The organism is Peribacillus sp. FW305-BF15, assembly GCF_058783805.1.
Window position 1 is genome coordinate 144333 of the sequence record NZ_JBYSYV010000001.1, and the last position, 18522, is coordinate 162854.

The 18522-nt window shown below is 39.3% G+C and carries 19 protein-coding genes; 4 read left to right on the plus strand and 15 right to left on the minus strand.

The genetic code is table 11. The annotated features are described in order from the left end of the window. Positions 1 to 22 precede the first annotated feature (22 nt). The 13 genes from AC3WLU_RS00610 to cdaS form a co-directional block, all read right to left on the minus strand. Positions 23 to 1057 (minus strand): alpha-ketoacid dehydrogenase subunit beta, encoded by a 1035-nt coding sequence (locus tag AC3WLU_RS00610; protein WP_098865818.1) that lies wholly within the window; start codon positions 1055 to 1057, stop codon positions 23 to 25. 21 nt (positions 1058 to 1078) lie between these two features. Further along, positions 1079 to 2071 carry a thiamine pyrophosphate-dependent dehydrogenase E1 component subunit alpha gene (locus tag AC3WLU_RS00615; protein WP_492596585.1) on the minus strand — a complete coding sequence of 331 codons (993 nt, stop codon included), beginning with the start codon at positions 2069 to 2071 and terminating at the stop codon, positions 1079 to 1081. A 333-nt stretch (positions 2072 to 2404) separates the two neighbouring features. Beyond that, complete coding sequence (locus AC3WLU_RS00620) at positions 2405 to 2947, minus strand: NADPH-dependent FMN reductase (RefSeq protein WP_440438495.1); 543 nt, start codon at positions 2945 to 2947, stop codon at positions 2405 to 2407. Between the two features lie 74 nt (positions 2948 to 3021). Further along, positions 3022 to 3351: an antibiotic biosynthesis monooxygenase family protein gene (locus AC3WLU_RS00625; protein ID WP_492596586.1), complete on the minus strand. Its 330-nt coding sequence runs from the start codon at positions 3349 to 3351 to the stop codon at positions 3022 to 3024. Positions 3352 to 3453: 102 nt separating this feature from the next. Next, positions 3454 to 4047 (minus strand): TetR/AcrR family transcriptional regulator, encoded by a 594-nt coding sequence (locus tag AC3WLU_RS00630; protein ID WP_063591155.1) that lies wholly within the window; start codon positions 4045 to 4047, stop codon positions 3454 to 3456. 505 nt (positions 4048 to 4552) lie between these two features. After that, the gene (locus tag AC3WLU_RS00635; RefSeq protein ID WP_492596587.1) at positions 4553 to 6541 is read right to left on the minus strand and encodes an acetoacetate--CoA ligase; all 1989 of its coding nucleotides are present in this window, start codon (positions 6539 to 6541) and stop codon (positions 4553 to 4555) included. A 108-nt stretch (positions 6542 to 6649) separates the two neighbouring features. Continuing rightward, positions 6650 to 7840 (minus strand): ATP-binding protein, encoded by a 1191-nt coding sequence (locus tag AC3WLU_RS00640; protein ID WP_492596588.1) that lies wholly within the window; start codon positions 7838 to 7840, stop codon positions 6650 to 6652. 461 nt (positions 7841 to 8301) lie between these two features. Continuing rightward, positions 8302 to 8634 carry a (2Fe-2S) ferredoxin domain-containing protein gene (locus tag AC3WLU_RS00645; protein WP_400449274.1) on the minus strand — a complete coding sequence of 111 codons (333 nt, stop codon included), beginning with the start codon at positions 8632 to 8634 and terminating at the stop codon, positions 8302 to 8304. Between the two features lie 868 nt (positions 8635 to 9502). Beyond that, positions 9503 to 10645: an acyl-CoA dehydrogenase family protein gene (locus tag AC3WLU_RS00650; RefSeq protein WP_413002402.1), complete on the minus strand. Its 1143-nt coding sequence runs from the start codon at positions 10643 to 10645 to the stop codon at positions 9503 to 9505. A 115-nt stretch (positions 10646 to 10760) separates the two neighbouring features. Beyond that, on the minus strand, positions 10761 to 12008 hold the full coding sequence (locus tag AC3WLU_RS00655) for a GTPase family protein (RefSeq protein WP_413002404.1): 1248 nt from the start codon (positions 12006 to 12008) through the stop codon (positions 10761 to 10763). A gap of 117 nt (positions 12009 to 12125) precedes the next feature. Next, positions 12126 to 12878: a PadR family transcriptional regulator gene (locus tag AC3WLU_RS00660; protein WP_492596589.1), complete on the minus strand. Its 753-nt coding sequence runs from the start codon at positions 12876 to 12878 to the stop codon at positions 12126 to 12128. A 229-nt stretch (positions 12879 to 13107) separates the two neighbouring features. Continuing rightward, entirely contained in the window at positions 13108 to 13854 is a 747-nt protein-coding gene (map, locus tag AC3WLU_RS00665; RefSeq protein ID WP_063576246.1) for a type I methionyl aminopeptidase, read from the minus strand. Between the two features lie 268 nt (positions 13855 to 14122). After that, entirely contained in the window at positions 14123 to 14743 is a 621-nt protein-coding gene (gene cdaS, locus AC3WLU_RS00670) for a sporulation-specific diadenylate cyclase CdaS (protein WP_218013318.1), read from the minus strand. A 272-nt stretch (positions 14744 to 15015) separates the two neighbouring features. Here cdaS and AC3WLU_RS00675 point away from each other — a divergent pair, with 272 nt between their 5' ends. Then, the gene (locus tag AC3WLU_RS00675) at positions 15016 to 15336 is read left to right on the plus strand and encodes a 2Fe-2S iron-sulfur cluster-binding protein (protein WP_095678412.1); all 321 of its coding nucleotides are present in this window, start codon (positions 15016 to 15018) and stop codon (positions 15334 to 15336) included. Between the two features lie 97 nt (positions 15337 to 15433). Here AC3WLU_RS00675 and AC3WLU_RS00680 read toward each other — a convergent pair whose 3' ends face one another. After that, positions 15434 to 15814 (minus strand): VOC family protein, encoded by a 381-nt coding sequence (locus AC3WLU_RS00680; protein WP_053535009.1) that lies wholly within the window; start codon positions 15812 to 15814, stop codon positions 15434 to 15436. A 197-nt stretch (positions 15815 to 16011) separates the two neighbouring features. Beyond that, complete coding sequence (locus AC3WLU_RS00685; protein ID WP_063576248.1) at positions 16012 to 16503, minus strand: hypothetical protein; 492 nt, start codon at positions 16501 to 16503, stop codon at positions 16012 to 16014. A 163-nt stretch (positions 16504 to 16666) separates the two neighbouring features. On the opposite strand from AC3WLU_RS00685, the gene AC3WLU_RS00690 reads away from it, so the two are divergent. The 3 genes from AC3WLU_RS00690 to AC3WLU_RS00700 all read left to right on the plus strand — a co-directional run bounded on the left by AC3WLU_RS00690 (position 16667) and on the right by AC3WLU_RS00700 (position 18397). Continuing rightward, a complete protein-coding gene (locus tag AC3WLU_RS00690) occupies positions 16667 to 17134 on the plus strand; it encodes a DinB family protein (protein WP_063576249.1) in 468 nt (155 codons plus the stop codon). A 62-nt stretch (positions 17135 to 17196) separates the two neighbouring features. After that, positions 17197 to 17610 (plus strand): VOC family protein, encoded by a 414-nt coding sequence (locus tag AC3WLU_RS00695; protein WP_057277670.1) that lies wholly within the window; start codon positions 17197 to 17199, stop codon positions 17608 to 17610. 286 nt (positions 17611 to 17896) lie between these two features. Then, complete coding sequence (locus tag AC3WLU_RS00700; RefSeq protein WP_098865806.1) at positions 17897 to 18397, plus strand: VOC family protein; 501 nt, start codon at positions 17897 to 17899, stop codon at positions 18395 to 18397. The last annotated feature ends 125 nt before the right edge of the window (positions 18398 to 18522 follow it).

Here is an 18522-nt window from a genome sequence, read left to right on the forward strand (position 1 = left end):
TGGAGCATGCATCTGGATTTATTTATACTCCTAGAATGGAAGGTTCCCCTAATAATTCTGAAACGGCTTGTATCACTTTTTCTGATGTAGGAAGGTAAATATCTTCAAGCGGTGGAGAAAAAGGGACAGGTGTATGTGGTGCCGTAATCCTCTTGATTGGCGCATCGAGCGTATCAAACCCCTTATCCGCCACCAGTGCGGCAATATCCGTTGCGACACTGCATCTTGGGTTCGCTTCATCGATCACGATCAAACGATTTGTTTTTGCCACAGAGGAGAGAATCGATTCTTCATCCAGTGGTGACAAGCTCCGCGGGTCGACAATCTCAACTTCAATTCCTTTAGCTGTGAGTTTTTCAGCAGCCTCCATTGCGGTGTGAACTTGTTTACCGATGGCAACGATCGTCAAATCCGAGCCTTTCCTTTTCATTTCGGCTTTGCCGATTGGGATTGTATAGTAGCCTTCCGGAACCTCTCCAACCATGTTGTATAGTGTTTTATCTTCAAAAAAGATGACAGGGTCATTATCTTCAATGGCTGAAAGTAAAAGCCCTTTTGCGTCATAGGGGGATGAGGGAACGACGACCTTCAATCCTGGAATGCTGGTGAACAAGGCATAAAGGCTTTGTGAATGCTGAGCTGCAGCCCTGAACCCTGCGCCATGCATCGTACGGATCGTCACGGGAACCTGTGCTTTACCGCCAAACATATAGCGGAATTTCGCACCTTGATTCAATACTTCATCCAAACAGCTGCCAATGAAATCGTTGAACATTAACTCGGCTATCGGTCGCAAGCCTGTCGAAGCGGCTGCCATTGCCGCTCCCATATATCCTGCTTCCGCAATGGGTGTGTCAAGAATTCTATCCCGGCCAAATTCTTGAACCAATCCTTTCGTGACACCTAAGACGCCACCCCATGCTTCGTCATCCTGCAAATGATCGACCTCTGCACCGCCGGCTACATCTTCTCCCATAAGGATGACATTCTCGTCTTTTCTCATTGCAATGGCCATTGCTTCATTTATTGCCTGCGACATACTGATTTTTCTACTCATCTCAATTCCTCCTTTTATGGTTTAATAAGATACATAAACATCGTTTAATAAATCGGACGCTTCTGGATATGGGCTCTCTTCACTGAACTTAACTGCTTGTTTAATAGATTCCTCAACGGCATTCTCAAGAGAAATCAGTTCTTTTTCCGCCAGCAGATTCTGATTCAGTAAGTAATTCCTAAATAGGGCAATCGCATCTTTCTCTTGTTTATGTTCCTTTTTTTCTTGTTCCTTTTTATATTTCTGTGCATCTCCCTCGAAGTGGCCATAATTACGATAAGTAACGCATTCGATCAATGATGGGCCTTCTCCCCTGCGAGCCCTCTGAACGGCTTCTTCAGCAGCCTTATACACGGCCAATACATCTTTCCCATCCACCCGGATACCCGGGATATTGTAGCTTATCGCCCGATCGGCTATCGTTTTACAGCTAGAAGCATAGTTGAAAGGCGTGGCTTCTCCATACCCATTATTTTCAGCGATGAATATTACGGGCAGCTTCCAGATTGCCGCCAGATTTATCCCTTCATGGAATGTCCCATGATTATTGGCACCATCACCAAAAAAACATACACTAACATGATCGGTCTTTTTATACTTGGCAGTTAATGCTGCACCGCATGCGAGCGGAAAGCCTCCGCCGACTATCCCGTTTGCACCTAACATCCCCTTGTCCAAATCGGCAATATGCATTGAACCGCCTTTTCCTTTGCAAAGCCCGGTCACTTTCCCATAGATTTCAGCCATCATCCCGTTTAGGTCACATTCTTTTGCAATACAGTGGCCATGCCCCCTGTGAGTGCTTGTAATGCTGTCCTTTTCGGATAGGTGGGCACATACACCAACAGCAACCGCTTCTTCCCCTGCATATAAATGGACAAACCCAGGTAAAATCCCTTTTGCAAAAGATTCATGAACTTGGTCTTCGAATTTTCTGATCTCCAGCATTTTCTTGTACATCCAATAAGCCTTGTCCTGAGATAACTTTATTTCATTCGATTGAACCGTTTCCATTTTTCAGCCCCCAATCAGTAATAGCGAGTCAATCTTATATAGTGCAATTGCCGTGCCAAAATGGGAGGCGGTAAAATTAGGACATTAACTATTTTCAGCAGAAACAAAACGAGACAAAATGAGATTGGTGTCTCGTTTTGTCTCGTTTTGTTTAAAATATACGATCCGAATTCACTTATAACTGAAGTTCAAAGATGGTTTGAATGTGAAAAGCAGCCTGCTTAAGCTTAGGAATAAGCTCTTTATACACCTTTTATTTAGGTTTCAGTATTTACTAACATGAATTTTGTTAAATAGTTAGAAAGGAAGGACCTAGCTAGTAAACTATCAAGCTTAACGTAAATTTTTAAGCGCACCGCTCCATGCAATTGTTTGATCTAGCATTGCATGGACATTACCAAGGTGTAAATCAGCTGGTTTAAACGTTTTGAAGTTTTCAAAGTCTGTAAATAGCGATAATGTTGGATTTACACGAACGTCCGCAACTAGTAATTCCCCTAATATGCCACGCAAATGTTCGGCTGCACGGGCTCCGCCAGTTGAACCATAGCTTACGATGCCCGCAGCTTTGTTGTTCCATTCATCACGTGCGGAATCAAGTGCGTTTTTTAATGCCCCTGTAATGCTGTGATTATATTCTTGTACGATAAACACAAAACCATCCAAGCTAGAGAGTTTTTCTGACCAAGCTAATAATCCTGGTTCTTTACCAGTGCCTTCTCCAAAAAACGGCAATTTGTAATTTGCGATATCGACAATTTCATAAGTTGCATCTTCTCGTTTATCAGCTATTTCTTTAACCCAATTTCCCACTTGTGGACTTACGCGTCCTATTCGTGTGCTTCCTAAGATAATTCCAATCTTTAATTTTTCCAATGTTTTCTCCTCCTCGTAAAAACTGACTGGCCAATTAATTGTTTTAAGAATATAACCTTTATAAGATGATGGATTTACATATTTTCAATCTCTTCCACTAACGTGTAGTACCCACCTTCTGTATCTTCAATGAGATGCTTTATTTTGTTAAGATGTTCTCCGAATTCACTTTTTTCTAACCAATTTTTATGAAAATCAATACTCTCAAAGGTCGTTACCATAATTGCCTTATCATTATCTACAGAACGATGCCAACGGCTGCTGATCCAACCGGGAACACCTTGTGATCCCTTCTTGAAATTGAGCAGTTCTTCAGCTTGGATAGCAACCAATTCATCTAGTTTGCCTGTTTTAGCTGTAAATACATTAATCCATACTATTGTATTACTTGATTTCGTATTCATAATCTCCTGTCTTCAAACTATTTTTAGTTCATTAAAAATTGGCATTTCCTTTACAATCACCATGGTATGTCAGTACTGACTATCATTATACTTATTCAAAAACTAGGGAGTCAAAGCCCTAGTAAATGTTTGCACACTCTCCATGATAAATGCCTCCAGGGACACGGTTGGATAGTTCTCATCGGCATCCAGATTGTTCATAAAGGCACCAAAATTCATCATCATGAACGACAACGCCTGAAGCTCTGGGTCTGTGGGAATAAGCTTTCCTTTTTCATGCATCGTGTTAAAATAGTTTGTCAAAATACCCAGTAACTGTCGGGGATGCTTTTGTGTTTTTTCTCTAAAACCAGGTAAATTGCCTTCCTCCTTGATACTTATCATAATCATTTTCCGGTTACGATTCATGATTTCATGATATGTTCGACTGATCAGTAGTAAATCTGAATGCAAATCCCACACGATTTGCTCTTCATTAAAAAGTTTGGTCATCTCTTCAGCATAATGATATCGGTCAAATGCCGTTTCTAAAAGATTTTGCTTGCTTCCAAACCGACGGAATAGTGTTTTTTCACTAAAACCTGCGGAACCAGCAATTTCCTGAGTAGAAACACCATTGTACCCTTTCTCTGCAATTAGATCGATTGCCGCCAACAGCAGCTTATCATCGGTACTAAGCTTATTACTGCTACTCATGCTCTCACTTCCTCCGAATAGACCGTCAGTACTTACTGACTTTCCGTTTTATTCTATTCATCTGTTTTTAAATTGTCAAGAAAATATTTCCAACAGCACATTTTATTTAGATGGCATATGGCATAACCTTCTAAAATCAAAGACCAGTATCCAGAAATGGAGAAGTTGCTCGTTGGAGAATCATCTCTAAGTTCAATCAAGAGAAATTTAAAAAGACGGAGCTTTTTGTTCCTTCTCAGTTTGTAGACAAAAGGGGTCTATTTAAAAATTAAAACAAAGTTGATTGGAACGGAAGGTACGAGACTCCTGCTGGAAAAGCGAGTCCAGGGGAGACCCCACAGGCGCAATGGAGCCGAGGAGGCTCCCGGACCGCCCGCGGAAAGCGAGTGCCTTGAGTGGAAATCAACGTATAAATTACACAAAACACTAAAAAAACTGTAGATAAACTCGATATTCATCGAGATTGTCTACAGTTTGAGATGAAGCTTTTTGCTCCGCCTGAATACTAGAATATTTTTTTCTCATTCAACTCGAGTGCCAATTCTTTAAAAAACTGTAGCGATTCTGGATTTCCCATGGAGTCTGCATTCACTACTTTATCAAACTCGAAACCTAATAATACTTTACGTATCGGGACTTCCATTTTCTTTCCGTTCAACGTTTTAGGAATTTGTTCAACGACATGGATTTGGTCAGGAATAAAGCGAGGGGATACATGCCCCCTGATTTGTTCCTTGATTTTTGCCGTCAATGCTGCATCCAGACTTTCCCCGGGCTTAAGGACTACGAACAACAGCAGTGAGGAACCGCGGCCAAGCACTTCCCTATCAATGACTAGGCTTTCCATTACCTCGTCTATCGCTTCGACGACCCGGTAGATATCGCTAGTTCCCATCCGTACACCAGAACGATTGATGGTCGAGTCGGAACGTCCATAAATGATACAGCTGCCCTTGTCATCGATCTTTATCCAATCACCATGTTTCCATGTGCCAGGATACGTATCGAAATAACTCTCGTAGTATCTTTTCCCATCTTGATCATTCCAGAAATAAAGCGGCATGGACGGCATCGGTTTCGTAATGACCAATTCACCGACTTCATTAATCAATGTTTGACCATGCTCATCAAAGGCTTCCGCACAAACACCCAATGCCCTTCCTTGTATCTCTCCGATCCTCACGGGCAATGTTGGAACACCGCCCACAAATCCGGCACATACATCGGTCCCGCCACTGGATGAACTGAGCCAGATATCCTTCTTGACATTTTCATACACCCATTTATAACCGTCTCCAGATAATGGAGCTCCAGTTGAAAAAAGAGCCCTCAATTTCGATAAATCATATTTTCCCAGGGGCTTGTTTCCTAACTTCATGGAATTCGTAAGGAATGGTGCACTTGTTCCAAAGAAAGTCATGCCTGTATCTTGCGCCAATTCCCAAAGAACATCCATATTCGGATAAGAAGGACTGCCGTCATAAAGGACGATGGTCCCTTCATTAAGCAAACCACCCATAAGGAGATTCCACATCATCCAGCCTGTCGTCGTAAACCAGAATACGGTATCCTCGGAAGTCATGCCTTGATGGATTCTTGTTGATTTGAAATGCTCCAATAATATACCGCCATGCCCTTGTACAATCGGTTTTGGCATCCCGGTTGTACCTGATGAATAGAGAATCCAAAGCGGATGATCGAAAGGAACACTTTCAAAAGATAATTCTGCCTTTTCTTTTAATAGGTCATCCCAAGGAACTGTATCTGCCAGATTCACTTCCAAAATCTTTTTTTCTATGTAAGGAACCAGCACGGTATGCTTGACAGAGACCAATTCCTGTTTAAGCTGGGAGACGACCGATGTTTTATCATATACATTTCCATTGTACTGATATCCATCAACCGCCAGTAATACAACTGGTTCAATCTGTTTGAAACGATCTATGACGCTTCTTGCCCCAAAGTCAGGTGAACAACTGGACCAGATGGCACCTATGCTCACTGTTGCCAAGAAAGCTATCACCGCTTCGGGTATGTTTGGCATATAGGCAACAACACGGTCACCTGATTTCACACCAAGTTTCCTTAATGAATGGGCGACAGATGCCACTTTTTCTTTCAGCTCTTTCCAGCTAACCTCTTGCTGCCTGATATGTTCGGAGCGAAAAAAAATCGCCGTTTTCTCTTCTTGATCATTCAATAATGCATTTTCAGCATAATTAAGCCTTGCCCCCTCGAACCATTTCGCACCTGGCATAGATTGCTCCGCTATAACCCTGTCATATTTCCTGCCGGCTTTTACATCACAATAATCCCAAATTGAAGCCCAAAATTGCTCCAGTTCATCTACCGACCATTTCCATAATTCATGATAGTCATGAAATGTTAAACCTTTCTTTTCTTTTAACCATTTCACATATTGAGTCAATACCGTTTGCTCGATTTGTTCCTTTGTCGGTTCCCAAATGATTTGTCCATCTGTAAGCGATTTCATGCAATCATCTCCCTTAGGTATCAAATGCGTCATTGAATCATTTCATAATATTGGTAGTTTACTTAAATTGTAATCTATGAGTTTTAAAACTGTCAATTTACACTAAACTCAATTAGGCTCGTATTTATGTATGGGCAGGTTAATGGAGAAACATGTCCCTTTCCCTTGTACACTTGACACATGTACCGTACCATCCATGCTTTTGATAACGCTATATGAAACCATCATACCCAACCCCGTCCCTTTATTTTTTGTCGTGAAGTAAGGCTCACCTAAACGGTATATCTGTTCCTGTGTCATTCCAATTCCCTGATCTTGGATTTTAATTTGGATGGTGGAGGCAGCACGAATTAAATCTATGTATATTTCGCCAGCATGGTCCATCGATTCTATGCCATTCTTTAGGATATTGAACAAGCACTGCTGGAATTTCTTCCTTTCACCCATGATAGAATAAGCTCCATCTTCGATTAGTGATAACTTCAATTCTATTCCATTATTGTTAGCAAGGGGTTTTATGCTGTTCACGACATGCTGAATTTCCTCCGATACCCTTAATCGCTCCGTGTTTTCAGGGCTTATGGAAGCAAATGTCAAATAGTCATTAATGACATCCGTGGCCCGATCCAATTCCTTCAGTGCAATATTTGCATATCTGACCTTTGTATGGGAAGAAACGTCTTCGCTTAACATTTGTATATATCCCCTGGTAACTGTAAGGGGATTTCTGACTTCATGAGATATGCTAGCAGCCAGATGACTAACGATTTGCAATTTTTCCGCTTTCACTAATTTTTCGAGAACCTGAAAATTAGTGAGGATGACCTCCCATAGTAAGATTACAACAACAATTCCAATGACTTGGATCGTGAAGTATTGTTTCCATAGACTTATGCCGATAGTAAGTTCAAATACTACTGTTGAAATAAACTGCGTGAGAATATGTACAATGAAGATTAATGATATACCGATGATAATTTTTTTACTGACAGAGAGTTTCAAATAGTATTTAGATATAAAAAACAAGGAAACACCCACTAGTGGAAAAGTGATGCATGATATATAAAATCCATTATCACCCCCTGATAAATAGCGGATAACAAGAGTGATGACTATCAATATGATTCCTAACCGATAGCCTCCATATAAACCGCCTAACAGAAAAGGGATCCATCTAAGGTCCCAAACAAAATCCTCTTCTATAACAACGGGAAATAGCATGCATAGAACAAGTGAAAGAATAGGAAAAATCGATAGGAAGGATCCTTTTAATGCATCTAAACGGTATACGTACTTCACTAGATAGCTCATTTGCAATAAAAAGATCGGAAAAAGGATAAGTAAAAAGTTAATCAGTAAATCTTTGGTCATAAGATTCATTTTTACACCGAACTTTCGATATTTTTCGAAGATTTAGACAGGCATATCAATCATATCAAGATAGATAATGATAAGCTAGTGAAATTATTATGAGGTAAATAAAAGTTACCTCTTCCGCCATCCAGGAAAGAATTTGAGGTAATGTTATATAAAAAATACCCGTTCTTAAAGAACCGGTATTTTTTTCATATTGGTAAAACTGTTGAATTTTCTAAGAGAACAATTTTCAATTAGGATTAATGGGGAGATGTAAACTCTATTGATTAAATTATCGACTGATGGGTAAAAATGATCAGTCCACTGAATAACGCAATTTTTTTCTTTCAGAAAAGCGTCATATACAGAAACCCTTTTTAGATATAGAAGTGAGATGTTACAGTTCATTCACTCTTCTGGTTCTTGAATGTTTTCCCATCATGATAATAAAGTTCAGAGCCTAGATGAACATTGTCATTTTCTTTCAATTTATGAATAAGCTCTTTACTTTTTGTTTTATCCATTTCTCTATACCAGGTTCCTTGTGGATATAGAATAGCGATCGGACCATGCTTGCATTGGCCGTTGCATAATGTTTTTGTTGTGTGAATCTCCTTTTGTAGTTCTAAGTTTTTCAATTCCCCCCTAATCGTCTCTGTTACTTCTTCTGCTCCATTTTTCGTGCATGTTTTCCCGTTGCAAATTAATAGATGTTTGCTAACCCCATCTAAGTTCATATAAATTCCCCATTTCCTTATTATTTGACCTCTATAGCAAATGGATAGCTATTGACTTTATCATAAAACTTAAATTCTCCTCATATTTTTATCAACCTCAAACTCTATCGGACTAACCTGATGACAAGGTTTCCGGGTTTACTATCAACAAACGCATCATAAGAGTATTCAGGCAGGTAGAAATTCAGAGTATAAACGCCATTTCCTTTTTCCACAGGATGTATGGAAACAATCAACGGCCAGGGTAATGATAAACCATACAAAATATAAACCATACCCCGGTAAAGTATATGTTACTCTAAAAGAAATCGTGCTACAATTCGCACGTTCTTTTTTTAATGTTATGGTACATGTCTGGATTAAATTCCACTTCAACGGTGCTTTTCTCTACACTACCTCAATCGGTTTATTGCACTTGCCATGAACACAAAAAAGCCAAGCGCCGATTCAGGGACTTTCTAATCCTATTTTCTCCCGAATTCCAGAAAAAATAAAGGTTCTATAAGTAATAGAGAATTGGAATATGGTTTAGCGGCACAAAATAAGAAAAATGAAGAAAAACTCTGTTGAGACTCTTCTCCACAGAGTTTACTTCAAATCATCAGTTAGCTTTCAACTAGGGTGGCAGGGCACCTTCCCTTTGATTACGAGTGAATAGTACTTTTCGTGCCTCTTTTTATTTTGCAATTGAATCCATAAATGTTTTGTTCTAGTTTTCCCCACACTCTAGAAGTCTTACATGTGTACGGAAAAAAGACTACACCTAATCATGCCCTTAAAACGAAAACACAAATTTATGTTAGAAAAAGAACAGGAAAAAACACTGAAACGATCATTTCAGTGCCATCAAAAAATATCTGAATAAGAATTAATAAAGAGCTGATTTTGCGAGCATGGTGATTGTCGCATCATCCATCGGAGGATTATGGAGTCCTGCGCGTACATCCCTATAGTAGCGTTGCAGGGGATTGTTTCTTTGTAAACTTTTGGCTCCGACGACTCTCATCGCTTTATCGACGATGGAGATCGATTTGTTGACGACCGATAACTTAACTGCCCCCAATTGCTTCGATAATTCATCATGATCTTCAGGCTGCCGCACCCATTTTTCTGCGACAGAGTAGAGGAAATGGTGTGCTTCACCCAATTCCAGTTCCATCTCCCCGATTGTACGTTGCACATTCGGAAGGTCCCTGATTGGTCCTGGCAGGCTATTCGGAGAATAGGTTTTCGCAAATTCGACTGCGTAATTTCTGGCAGCCACTGCGATTCCCAAGTAGCAAGCCGGTATATGTAATAGCCACGCTTCAGGTTTTCTTTTTTCACCAGGATTGCTTTTCATGACATAATACTTTTCAGGCAGGCTGACATCATTTAACACCAGATCATGACTTCCTGTCCCCTGCATGGAAATCATATCCCAAGTTTCTTCTATACTTACACCCTTTACATCACGATGAACTAAAAATGTGCCAAGTCGCTCATCCTCGGGAACCCAAGCCGTTACGAGAAAAATATCAAGGACAGGAGAGAGTGTAGTAAAAGTCTTTCTGCCATTCAAATTCCATTGATTACCCTTTTTGATCGCGATGGTTTCCGGTCGGCCTCCGCGCGTCGGACTCCCCGTTCCAGCCTCAGATGCTGCCGTATTGATTAGTGCACCTTTCGACACTTCATCATACAATTCTTTCATGACTCCTTTTTCCCAAGGTCTCTTCTCCGATAAGGAAAGTACCGTTCCGACATGCCAGCCTATTCCTAAGGCTGTTGGGCCGCAATATTGAGCTATTTTTTCTTGGCATAGGAGAAAATCATATAAGGAACCGCCATAACCGCCATGCTCTTTAGCTAAAGTTAATTGGGGGTATCCGAATTCCTTTAACTCCTGAATGTTTTCATAAGGAAATCCCTTTGAATCATCAAGTGCCTCAGATCGGTCGGTAAAGGACTGAATCGCCGCCTCTAATTTTTGTATATATTCTTTTTGCTTCTGTGATTGAAAAAACGACATGAAGATCATCCCTCCTCTAGTAAACAAAAATCTTGAACCATCCAGCTGAAGAAACAGAACGGCTAACTCCACTTTATCATATCACCTTAGTGTAGTTTATGGTTCGAATCTCAGATTAAGAGTCAATGTCTTCATTTTTATATTCTTTGTTCGCGTTCTTGTATGCCTCCTTCGCCTGATCAATATTCTTGTTTTCGAGAAAGTAAGCTATCGCGGCTTGCCCGATTCCATAAGTGACGGCACCCGCTACCGCACCGGAAACGACTAGACCAGCTCCTGGAATGAAACGGACTGCAGCCCTGACACCTTCCCTGACAAGGAGTCCGATGCCAACATTGATTCCTAACGCTGCAATGAATTCACTTGCCGTTTTCGTATTGATTTCCTTATCCGCGATAAAACCGATCACCACAATCATCAAACCTTGAATGCCGGTCAAAATGGGAAAATCGGCAAAAGGTATTGGCTCTGCACCGATTAAACCTGCGATTGCCGTAAACGTTCCCACTATCGTCCGCGCGAATTTCTTCTTAACGAATTGGCTCTGCATTGCTTTGGCGGTCTTCAGCTTCGCTTCACTGGGTAAGGCCTCAATTAAGTAATCAGAAAGCAAATCTATGTTCCAACGCATATCATATTCAATATTTCCGCTTTCATTAAAGTCAATATACGAACAAGTAGGAATAATGTTCAAAAGTGGTATTTCACTCTCTTTAAATCGTTTTGACATCAAAGCGATGGCTTCATCAATATTCTGTTTTTTCTTAGGATTGGCATCAAAAGGTACTTGTTTATAATGTGGCGGATCTAATTCATCCACTTGTGTGACCACACAGATGACAGGTACATCATAATGGTGATTCTCTTTAACGATCTTGCGCAGCTTATTCAATTCTTGTAAGTCTTCTTCAATACGTGAATCTGCTTCTTTTGCTTTAATCAAGAAAAGAAACACATCAGGCTGTTCTTCAGTCACCGCTTTTATCAATTCATCCAATGGTGTATCTTCCTCGAACTCTTCCGTAGGAGCTTCACTCTCACCCAGCCCGCGTGAGTCCAGCAAACGAATTTTGGGTTCGGCATCACTCGGGTACCATAACCATTTACCCTTACCCGTTCCAGATTTAACGGAACTGACATATTGCCGTTCCTGACCAAACATCGCATTGATCAGTGAGGATTTTCCAGACCCTCTTCTACCGACAAGAGCAATTCGCGGTTCCCTTGCATCAACAGTCATCGTTTTAAGCTTTAAGAGCTGGTCGAGCATTTTGGTCTTTTTCGATTGTGAAATTGGGAGCTTATCTACCTGGCCTTTAATGAAACTGAATATGCTTCCCATTTCATCTTGTTTTTCCGCCATCACTCATTCCCCCTTTTTAAGAAGTGTATTAAGTAACATTTACCCTTGAACGATTCAATTTAAGCATGTAACTTCATTCTCCTTGCAAATTAAGGGGCTCCATTTTGGTCTAATCATTTAACTCTTTTCTTTTAAGAACATGACTACACTGGCCATGTATTTTTGAATTTCCTGGACTTGAAAGGCCGCAGAATCCGCAATCTGTTTGTAATGATGCTGTCCTTCATCGGTTATTCGTAAATACCGTTTAGTTCGTTTTTCACTTTCCCACCTGCCGACAAGTAGGCCGTTCTCTTCCATTTCATGAGATAAATCGTATAAATAGCCATTTGAAGCGATCCAGCCGAACTGATTTTTAAGCAGATCGCCAATTTCCCCCATATAAATGGGTTTCTTAGTGAAAGCGGCTTTTAAAGTTACATAACGGACAAGGTCCTTCACCGATATTATTTTCGAGAAATAAGACCTGTATTCTTCTGGAAGCTCATTTACAACCGGTGGGTTTTCACCAGATCCCCTTAAATCGAACATGAAGCGATCAATGACCTTTTTCACTTCGGAAAACCGTTCCAGGAAATTTTCTTGATACCATATGTAAAGCTCTTTGCCTTTTTCCGTTATTTGATAATAATTTCTTCCCTTATTCGTATATAATGATAAATGATTGGATTCGACTAGCGAATTCGATATTTTACATAAATAGTCATAGCTATGCACTTTTCCAGTGAACGTATTTTTCAGGTCCTGATGAATCGCCCTTGGATAATTCGCTTTTATCCTCAAAGAGTGAAGTAAGAAAATCGTTAAAAATTCGCGCTGGCTCAACCCCACGGTTTCTACCGTCGCAGACAGTTTCTCCCCTTTCTTCACAGTCATTCCCCCCTTAATACTGTATATAATTAAATATTTCTTCCTTCCCCTTATTATCCTGTGCTGCCACATAATAGTAAAGTTTTTAATGCCAAACTGCCTAGTACTAATTTTTTGGATTCGATCTATTGTGGGATAGGAGAATTCCGAATATTCTGTCGAGGTTTATTGTGAAATAGTTTTAAAACAAAAAAAGAAACGGCCTTATCATAGGCCGTTTCTTTTTTGCTTACTGTTCCGTTAAAATGATCGGATCTTCTTTTGTAATGACGAGGGTATGTTCATATTGGGCGGAAAGCTTTCCATCTGCCGTTCTCGCCGTCCAGCCGTCTTGGTCCATTTTCATATGCCATGTTCCTGCATTCAGCATAGGCTCAATCGTGATGACCATGCCCTCTTTTAAACGGGCACCTTTACCTGGCTTACCATAATGTAGGACGGTAGGGTCCTCGTGCATGGTTTTGCCGATTCCGTGTCCTGTAAAATCGCGGACAACAGAAAACTTTTCACCTTCTGCATAAGACTGGATTGCATGCCCAATGTCCCCGAGACGATTTCCTGCCCGTGCAACTTCAATGCCTCTATATAGAGCATTCTTGGTTACATCCATTAAGCGCTGAGCTTCTTCGGAAACTTCTCCGACTGCATATGTCCAAGCTGAATCCGCCAAACCGCCGTTAAGGTTCACCACCATATCGATCGTGACGATGTCTCCCTCTTTTAAGGCTTTCTTTTGCGGAAACCCGTGACAAATCACATCATTCACTGAAGCACATGTTGCATATTTATAACCGTTATAACCCTTTTGTTCAGGTGTAGCACCATGCTCTGCCAAATATTGATCGACAAATTCCTCGATTTCCCAAGTCGTGATACCCGGTTTTATCATTTTTGCAATTTCTCTATGCGTCGCAGCAAGAAGTTTGCCTGCTTCATGCATCAAATTTATTTCTCGTTCACTTTTAATGGTTATCATGTAAAATCCTCTTTCGTTTTATAACTTATCTGCTTGAGACTCCTTATTTATCATATGCCTTTTTTTATATAAAAAGCAACCAAAAACCCGGTAAAAATCACCGGGTTGATTAATTCATGAAATTTTCTGTACCTGTAATTCTGATAAAATAAGCAAAATTACAAAAGCCTAAAAAGGATCCAGCATTTACTTATTACGCGATTGAATATTCCAGAGGTGAATTAACTGGAACATGATAATTACCCTGTGACTTATGGTCTTAATAATTCTATATAGGCCCGTGTGTATTAATTGGGTACAGTTTCCCATTCATTGCAAATGAAACTCTTCCTGTTTCCTCTGATACTACCAATACAAGGGCATCACTCCGTTCAGATAAACCCAAAGCAGAGCGGTGCCGTGTTCCCAGTTTCTTTCCCCCGGTTGACATGTCTGAAAGCGGAAGGACATTTGCTGCGGAAACAATCTGATTTTGACTAACCAAAACGGCACCATCATGCAGTGGATTTCCAGGAAAAAAAATCGATTCCAATAAAGAATGGGTTAACTCCGCTCCAATAGAAATACCGGGTTGAATCAATGAATCAAGGGGATCTCCCCGTTGAATCACAATCAACCCGCCATGTCTCAAATTCGATAAATTTTGAACGCAAGTTGATAATTCGGGATATTTGTCCGTAAATGGTGACAAATAACAGTTTAGATAAAATGTTGCTGCTTTCATATCAATGTATATGAATTTATCCTTTATTTTCTCGAAATTTCCAAGAAGACAATAATTTTCATCACCCATTGCTTCTAAGTTATCCTGTAATGCCGATATTACTTGGCGTATCTCCTCTTTTAACGTTTGTTTCATTGGTGAAAAATCACAATGTCCATTATTCACAGGCATGCACCTCCCTTTAATTATTCGACTCTTTTTTTGAATGGATCTTAATTCCCACTAAAAGACCATGCTTATTTTCCCTAGCTCTATTTATCCCTTTTTACATTAATAATTATGAATGTACTTAAAGTTTGTCTTCACGATAATTAATTATTCATCTTTACTATAAATCAGCAGTGACTTCACATTTTTTTATGTCATATGGACAAGGTAAGAGAATAGATATATTAATGACCTGTTGATAGATATCCTATAATAAGAGGTGGTATTAGATGCCTTATGTAACTGTATTAGACCAAGGAACGTTTGAAGTTGAAATGGGAAAAAAATTAGTATTGGCATTGGAAGATAACGGGATAAATATTCTCCACCGATGCGGTGGGAAAGCTAAGTGTACAACTTGCAGAGTGGAAATATTGGCAGGTGATTTTTTGGAGGTTACACATAAAGAAAAAAAGGTCTTTGAGGAAAAAGGAATGGAAGATCATTTGCGTTTATCTTGTCAAATTTACGTGAATGGAGACATAACAATTCGGCCGATCAAAACGGTTGAGAACTCTGGACTTCCTGCTGGGCCAAGGCCTGAAGACTAAATGTTTCATAAAGAGTGTAGTTTGATCAAAAAACATCAAAACGACTAAAAATATTTTTTCTAGTCATTTTGATGATTTTTATCTTTAGCTAAATGATTTACTTCTTTTCCATGACCGCAAAGTAATTATCTTCATTATCAGCAAAATTGAAGACTCTTCCAGATGGCATATTTACAAGTTCTCCCACTTTGATATTCTTCTCCGAAAAGTCTTTATATAATTCATCAAGATTATCCGAGTAAAACATTAATGAAGGTGTAGCAAGATTTAATTCAGGCTGCATTTTAGCAATGAATTCCTTATTATGCAGGATGATACTCGTTTGTGCATCCTTTGTTGGTGCTATTTCAATCCATCTTAACCCTTGGCCGTTATCTTCTTCAGAAATTACGCTAAATCCGAATTTTTCCGTCCAAAATTTCAATGACTCATCTTGGTTATTAACGTATAACATAATTTGACCGACTTTATTAATCATTGGCTTCTCTCCCTTTCTGCTGGTTCCGTTATTAATTGAATCATTTATGTATAAGCATCATGCTGGTTGGGAAAATATAACTGATTAAATCGTATAATAAATGAAAGATTTAATCAATATTTACAAAAATTGAATTTTTCCTCTTTTGGGAAGGTTTTTGAAAACCAACACAATTGTCTATGGGAAGCGGATATCTCTTACGAACTTTGCTTAATTGTTTCTTCTACATATTCCAAGAAATCTGTATGTGCCGGATTCCCTTCCAGATGTTGAGCTACCACAGTCAATGGCATTATAACTCTATCTCTCTTTTTGGAATAAAGAACCGTCTCTGTTTTAATGCCCCTATTCACTTCATCAAGTGCAGAAGAAAAATGGTATACAGAATCATATTCATACCATTTATAATCTTGATTTATATTCCTTTTTATAACTTCTCCAATATACGCACCTATCCTTACCACAAAATTATCAAAATGATTCTTTAAAAGTTCCCTACCCATTTGAGTAGTGCTTAATCTTTTCGTATAAGCATCTATATAACGAGTGCTTTCAATAGTAAAATCTAAATTTCTCTTTGTTAGGTTCTCTTGATCCCAAGTGTCATCTGACACATCCTGATACATTAATTTCGCGATGCCTTTTAAATCATTTTTTATTAATTTAGTTTTATTTAAGGAACCGAACATATGACATTTCCCCTTTACTTTATCTTTTGGTTAATTATACATTAATGGAATTGCTCCATTGTTTATTTAAAAAAGCTATGCAATCTTTATATACAGAAATTTGCAGGACTTTTCTATTTTTCACAGAACTTCTATACAGAGTATTTCTCAAAGGAGAGTGAAAATGGTGGTTCTATCGAAAGAGGGTTTGTTAAATATATTGGAAGGCAACAGGAGCTTGACGTTGCGGGTGGTTGAAGCTTTCCCTGAAAAGGAATTGTTTCATTATACACCGGCCGGGAAGCTTCGCCCTTTCGCAGAGATGGTTAAAGAAATCATGAACATTGAAACTGCATATATGCGTGGAATTGCACTGGGTGTTTGGGAGTTTCCAGATTCCTTTGCCGGAATTTCCACCAAAGAAGAACTTGTATCTGCATGCGAAACAGTAAGGGATGAGACGAGGAAATTGTGGGAGGAAATGACCGAGGAAACGCTTGAAGTGGTTGAAAAAGATCCTTTTTTCGGTCCCTCACAAAGCCACTTTGATAGACTTCAATATGCCTTGGAAAATGAGATCCACCATAGGGGACAGGGTTATATTTATCTTAGAACCCTTGGAATTGAACCACCGGAATTTTTCGTAAGGTAATCATGCATTAAGTAATAAATTGGGAGCATTGAAAAATAAATAAGAAAATAGGAGTGAGATACATGTCAGTTGATGCATATCTTAATTTTAATGGGAATTGTCGACAAGCAGTAGAGTTCTACGCAGAGGTTTTTGGAACGGAACAACCAAATATCATGACCTTTGGGGAAACACCGCCTAATCCGGAATTTCCCCTTCCAGAAGAAGCGAAAGATTTAGTCATGCATACAAGGCTTACTATTAATGGTAGCAATATCATGTTTTCAGATACTTTTCCTGGTATGCCTTTTGTAGAAGGAAATAATATCAGCCTGGCATATGTCGGTAATGATGTGGAGGAAATTAAATCGATCTTTAACAAACTAAGTGAAGGCGGCACGGTTGGTCTAGAGCTGCAGGAAACATTCTGGAGTAAAATTTACGGTCAGTTAACCGATAAATTCGGAATCAAATGGCAATTTAACTTCGAAAGCTGAGAAACGGAATTTGGATATAGGACTTTTCACGGTTGAAAAGTTTCTATATCCTTTTGTATTTCCATCACCATGAGAAGGATATTGTAACAAGTAAAGGATTAAGGGGATTAGTTAAATGATCGGTTGGAAAACACAAAACACAACCTAACTTTACAGCATTATCTTGGTTCAGGATAAAAGGTGTATAGTGAAAGGGTACTTTCCAGGTATTTAATCTTATCTTATCGAATCAATTCTCATTTCCTGACCATAATAGCAAGGATGAAAACAATAAAGGAGAAAAATCATGAAAAACAAAATTCAAAAAATCACCACTAACCTTTGGTTTGATTCACAAGCCGAAGAGGCTGCGAAGTTCTACACATCCATCTTTGAAAATTCTAAGATCGGAAGAATCACCAGCTATGGAAATGAAGGAAATCAAATTCATGGAAAGACAATGGGTTCTGTGATGACCGTGGAATTTGAATTGGAAGGACAAAAATTCGTAGCATTGAATGGCGGTCCTCAATTCAAATTCACAGAGGCAATATCATTTATCATCCATTGCGAGGATCAAAAAGAATTGGACTATTATTGGGGGAAACTCTCGGAAGGCGGAGATGAAAAGGCGCAAGTGTGCGGTTGGCTGAAAGATCAATTTGGTGTGTCATGGCAAATCATCCCGGAAAGTCTAACCGAGATGGTGAACGACTCCAATCCTGAAAAATCGGAAAGAATGATGAAGGCGTTGCTCCAAATGAAGAAAATTGACATTAAAACTTTAGAGCAGGCGTATCAAGGATAAGTTCCAATAAACAACATTCTGATTAGGCAGAAGAGTGAACGATTTTGGTATAGTTAAAGCCTAATTTCTCGGTACTTGTGAAATTAGGTTTTGATATTTACCAAAGTAGAAAAGAAACAAATGGC

Coding starts and splice junctions, on each gene's coding strand:
- AC3WLU_RS00610 (WP_098865818.1), bottom strand. CDS start 1,057: ATGAGTAGAAAAATCAGTATGTCGCAGGCAATAAATGAAGCAATGGCC.
- AC3WLU_RS00615 (WP_492596585.1), bottom strand. CDS start 2,071: ATGGAAACGGTTCAATCGAATGAAATAAAGTTATCTCAGGACAAGGCT.
- AC3WLU_RS00625 (WP_492596586.1), bottom strand. CDS start 3,351: ATGAATACGAAATCAAGTAATACAATAGTATGGATTAATGTATTTACA.
- AC3WLU_RS00630 (WP_063591155.1), bottom strand. CDS start 4,047: ATGAGTAGCAGTAATAAGCTTAGTACCGATGATAAGCTGCTGTTGGCG.
- AC3WLU_RS00635 (WP_492596587.1), bottom strand. CDS start 6,541: ATGAAATCGCTTACAGATGGACAAATCATTTGGGAACCGACAAAGGAA.
- AC3WLU_RS00645 (WP_400449274.1), bottom strand. CDS start 8,634: ATGAACTTAGATGGGGTTAGCAAACATCTATTAATTTGCAACGGGAAA.
- AC3WLU_RS00650 (WP_413002402.1), bottom strand. CDS start 10,645: ATGTCGTTTTTTCAATCACAGAAGCAAAAAGAATATATACAAAAATTA.
- AC3WLU_RS00655 (WP_413002404.1), bottom strand. CDS start 12,008: ATGGCGGAAAAACAAGATGAAATGGGAAGCATATTCAGTTTCATTAAA.
- map (WP_063576246.1), bottom strand. CDS start 13,854: ATGATAACCATTAAAAGTGAACGAGAAATAAATTTGATGCATGAAGCA.
- AC3WLU_RS00675 (WP_095678412.1), top strand. CDS start 15,016: ATGCCTTATGTAACTGTATTAGACCAAGGAACGTTTGAAGTTGAAATG.
- AC3WLU_RS00680 (WP_053535009.1), bottom strand. CDS start 15,814: ATGATTAATAAAGTCGGTCAAATTATGTTATACGTTAATAACCAAGAT.
- AC3WLU_RS00685 (WP_063576248.1), bottom strand. CDS start 16,503: ATGTTCGGTTCCTTAAATAAAACTAAATTAATAAAAAATGATTTAAAA.
- AC3WLU_RS00690 (WP_063576249.1), top strand. CDS start 16,667: ATGGTGGTTCTATCGAAAGAGGGTTTGTTAAATATATTGGAAGGCAAC.
- AC3WLU_RS00695 (WP_057277670.1), top strand. CDS start 17,197: ATGTCAGTTGATGCATATCTTAATTTTAATGGGAATTGTCGACAAGCA.
- AC3WLU_RS00700 (WP_098865806.1), top strand. CDS start 17,897: ATGAAAAACAAAATTCAAAAAATCACCACTAACCTTTGGTTTGATTCA.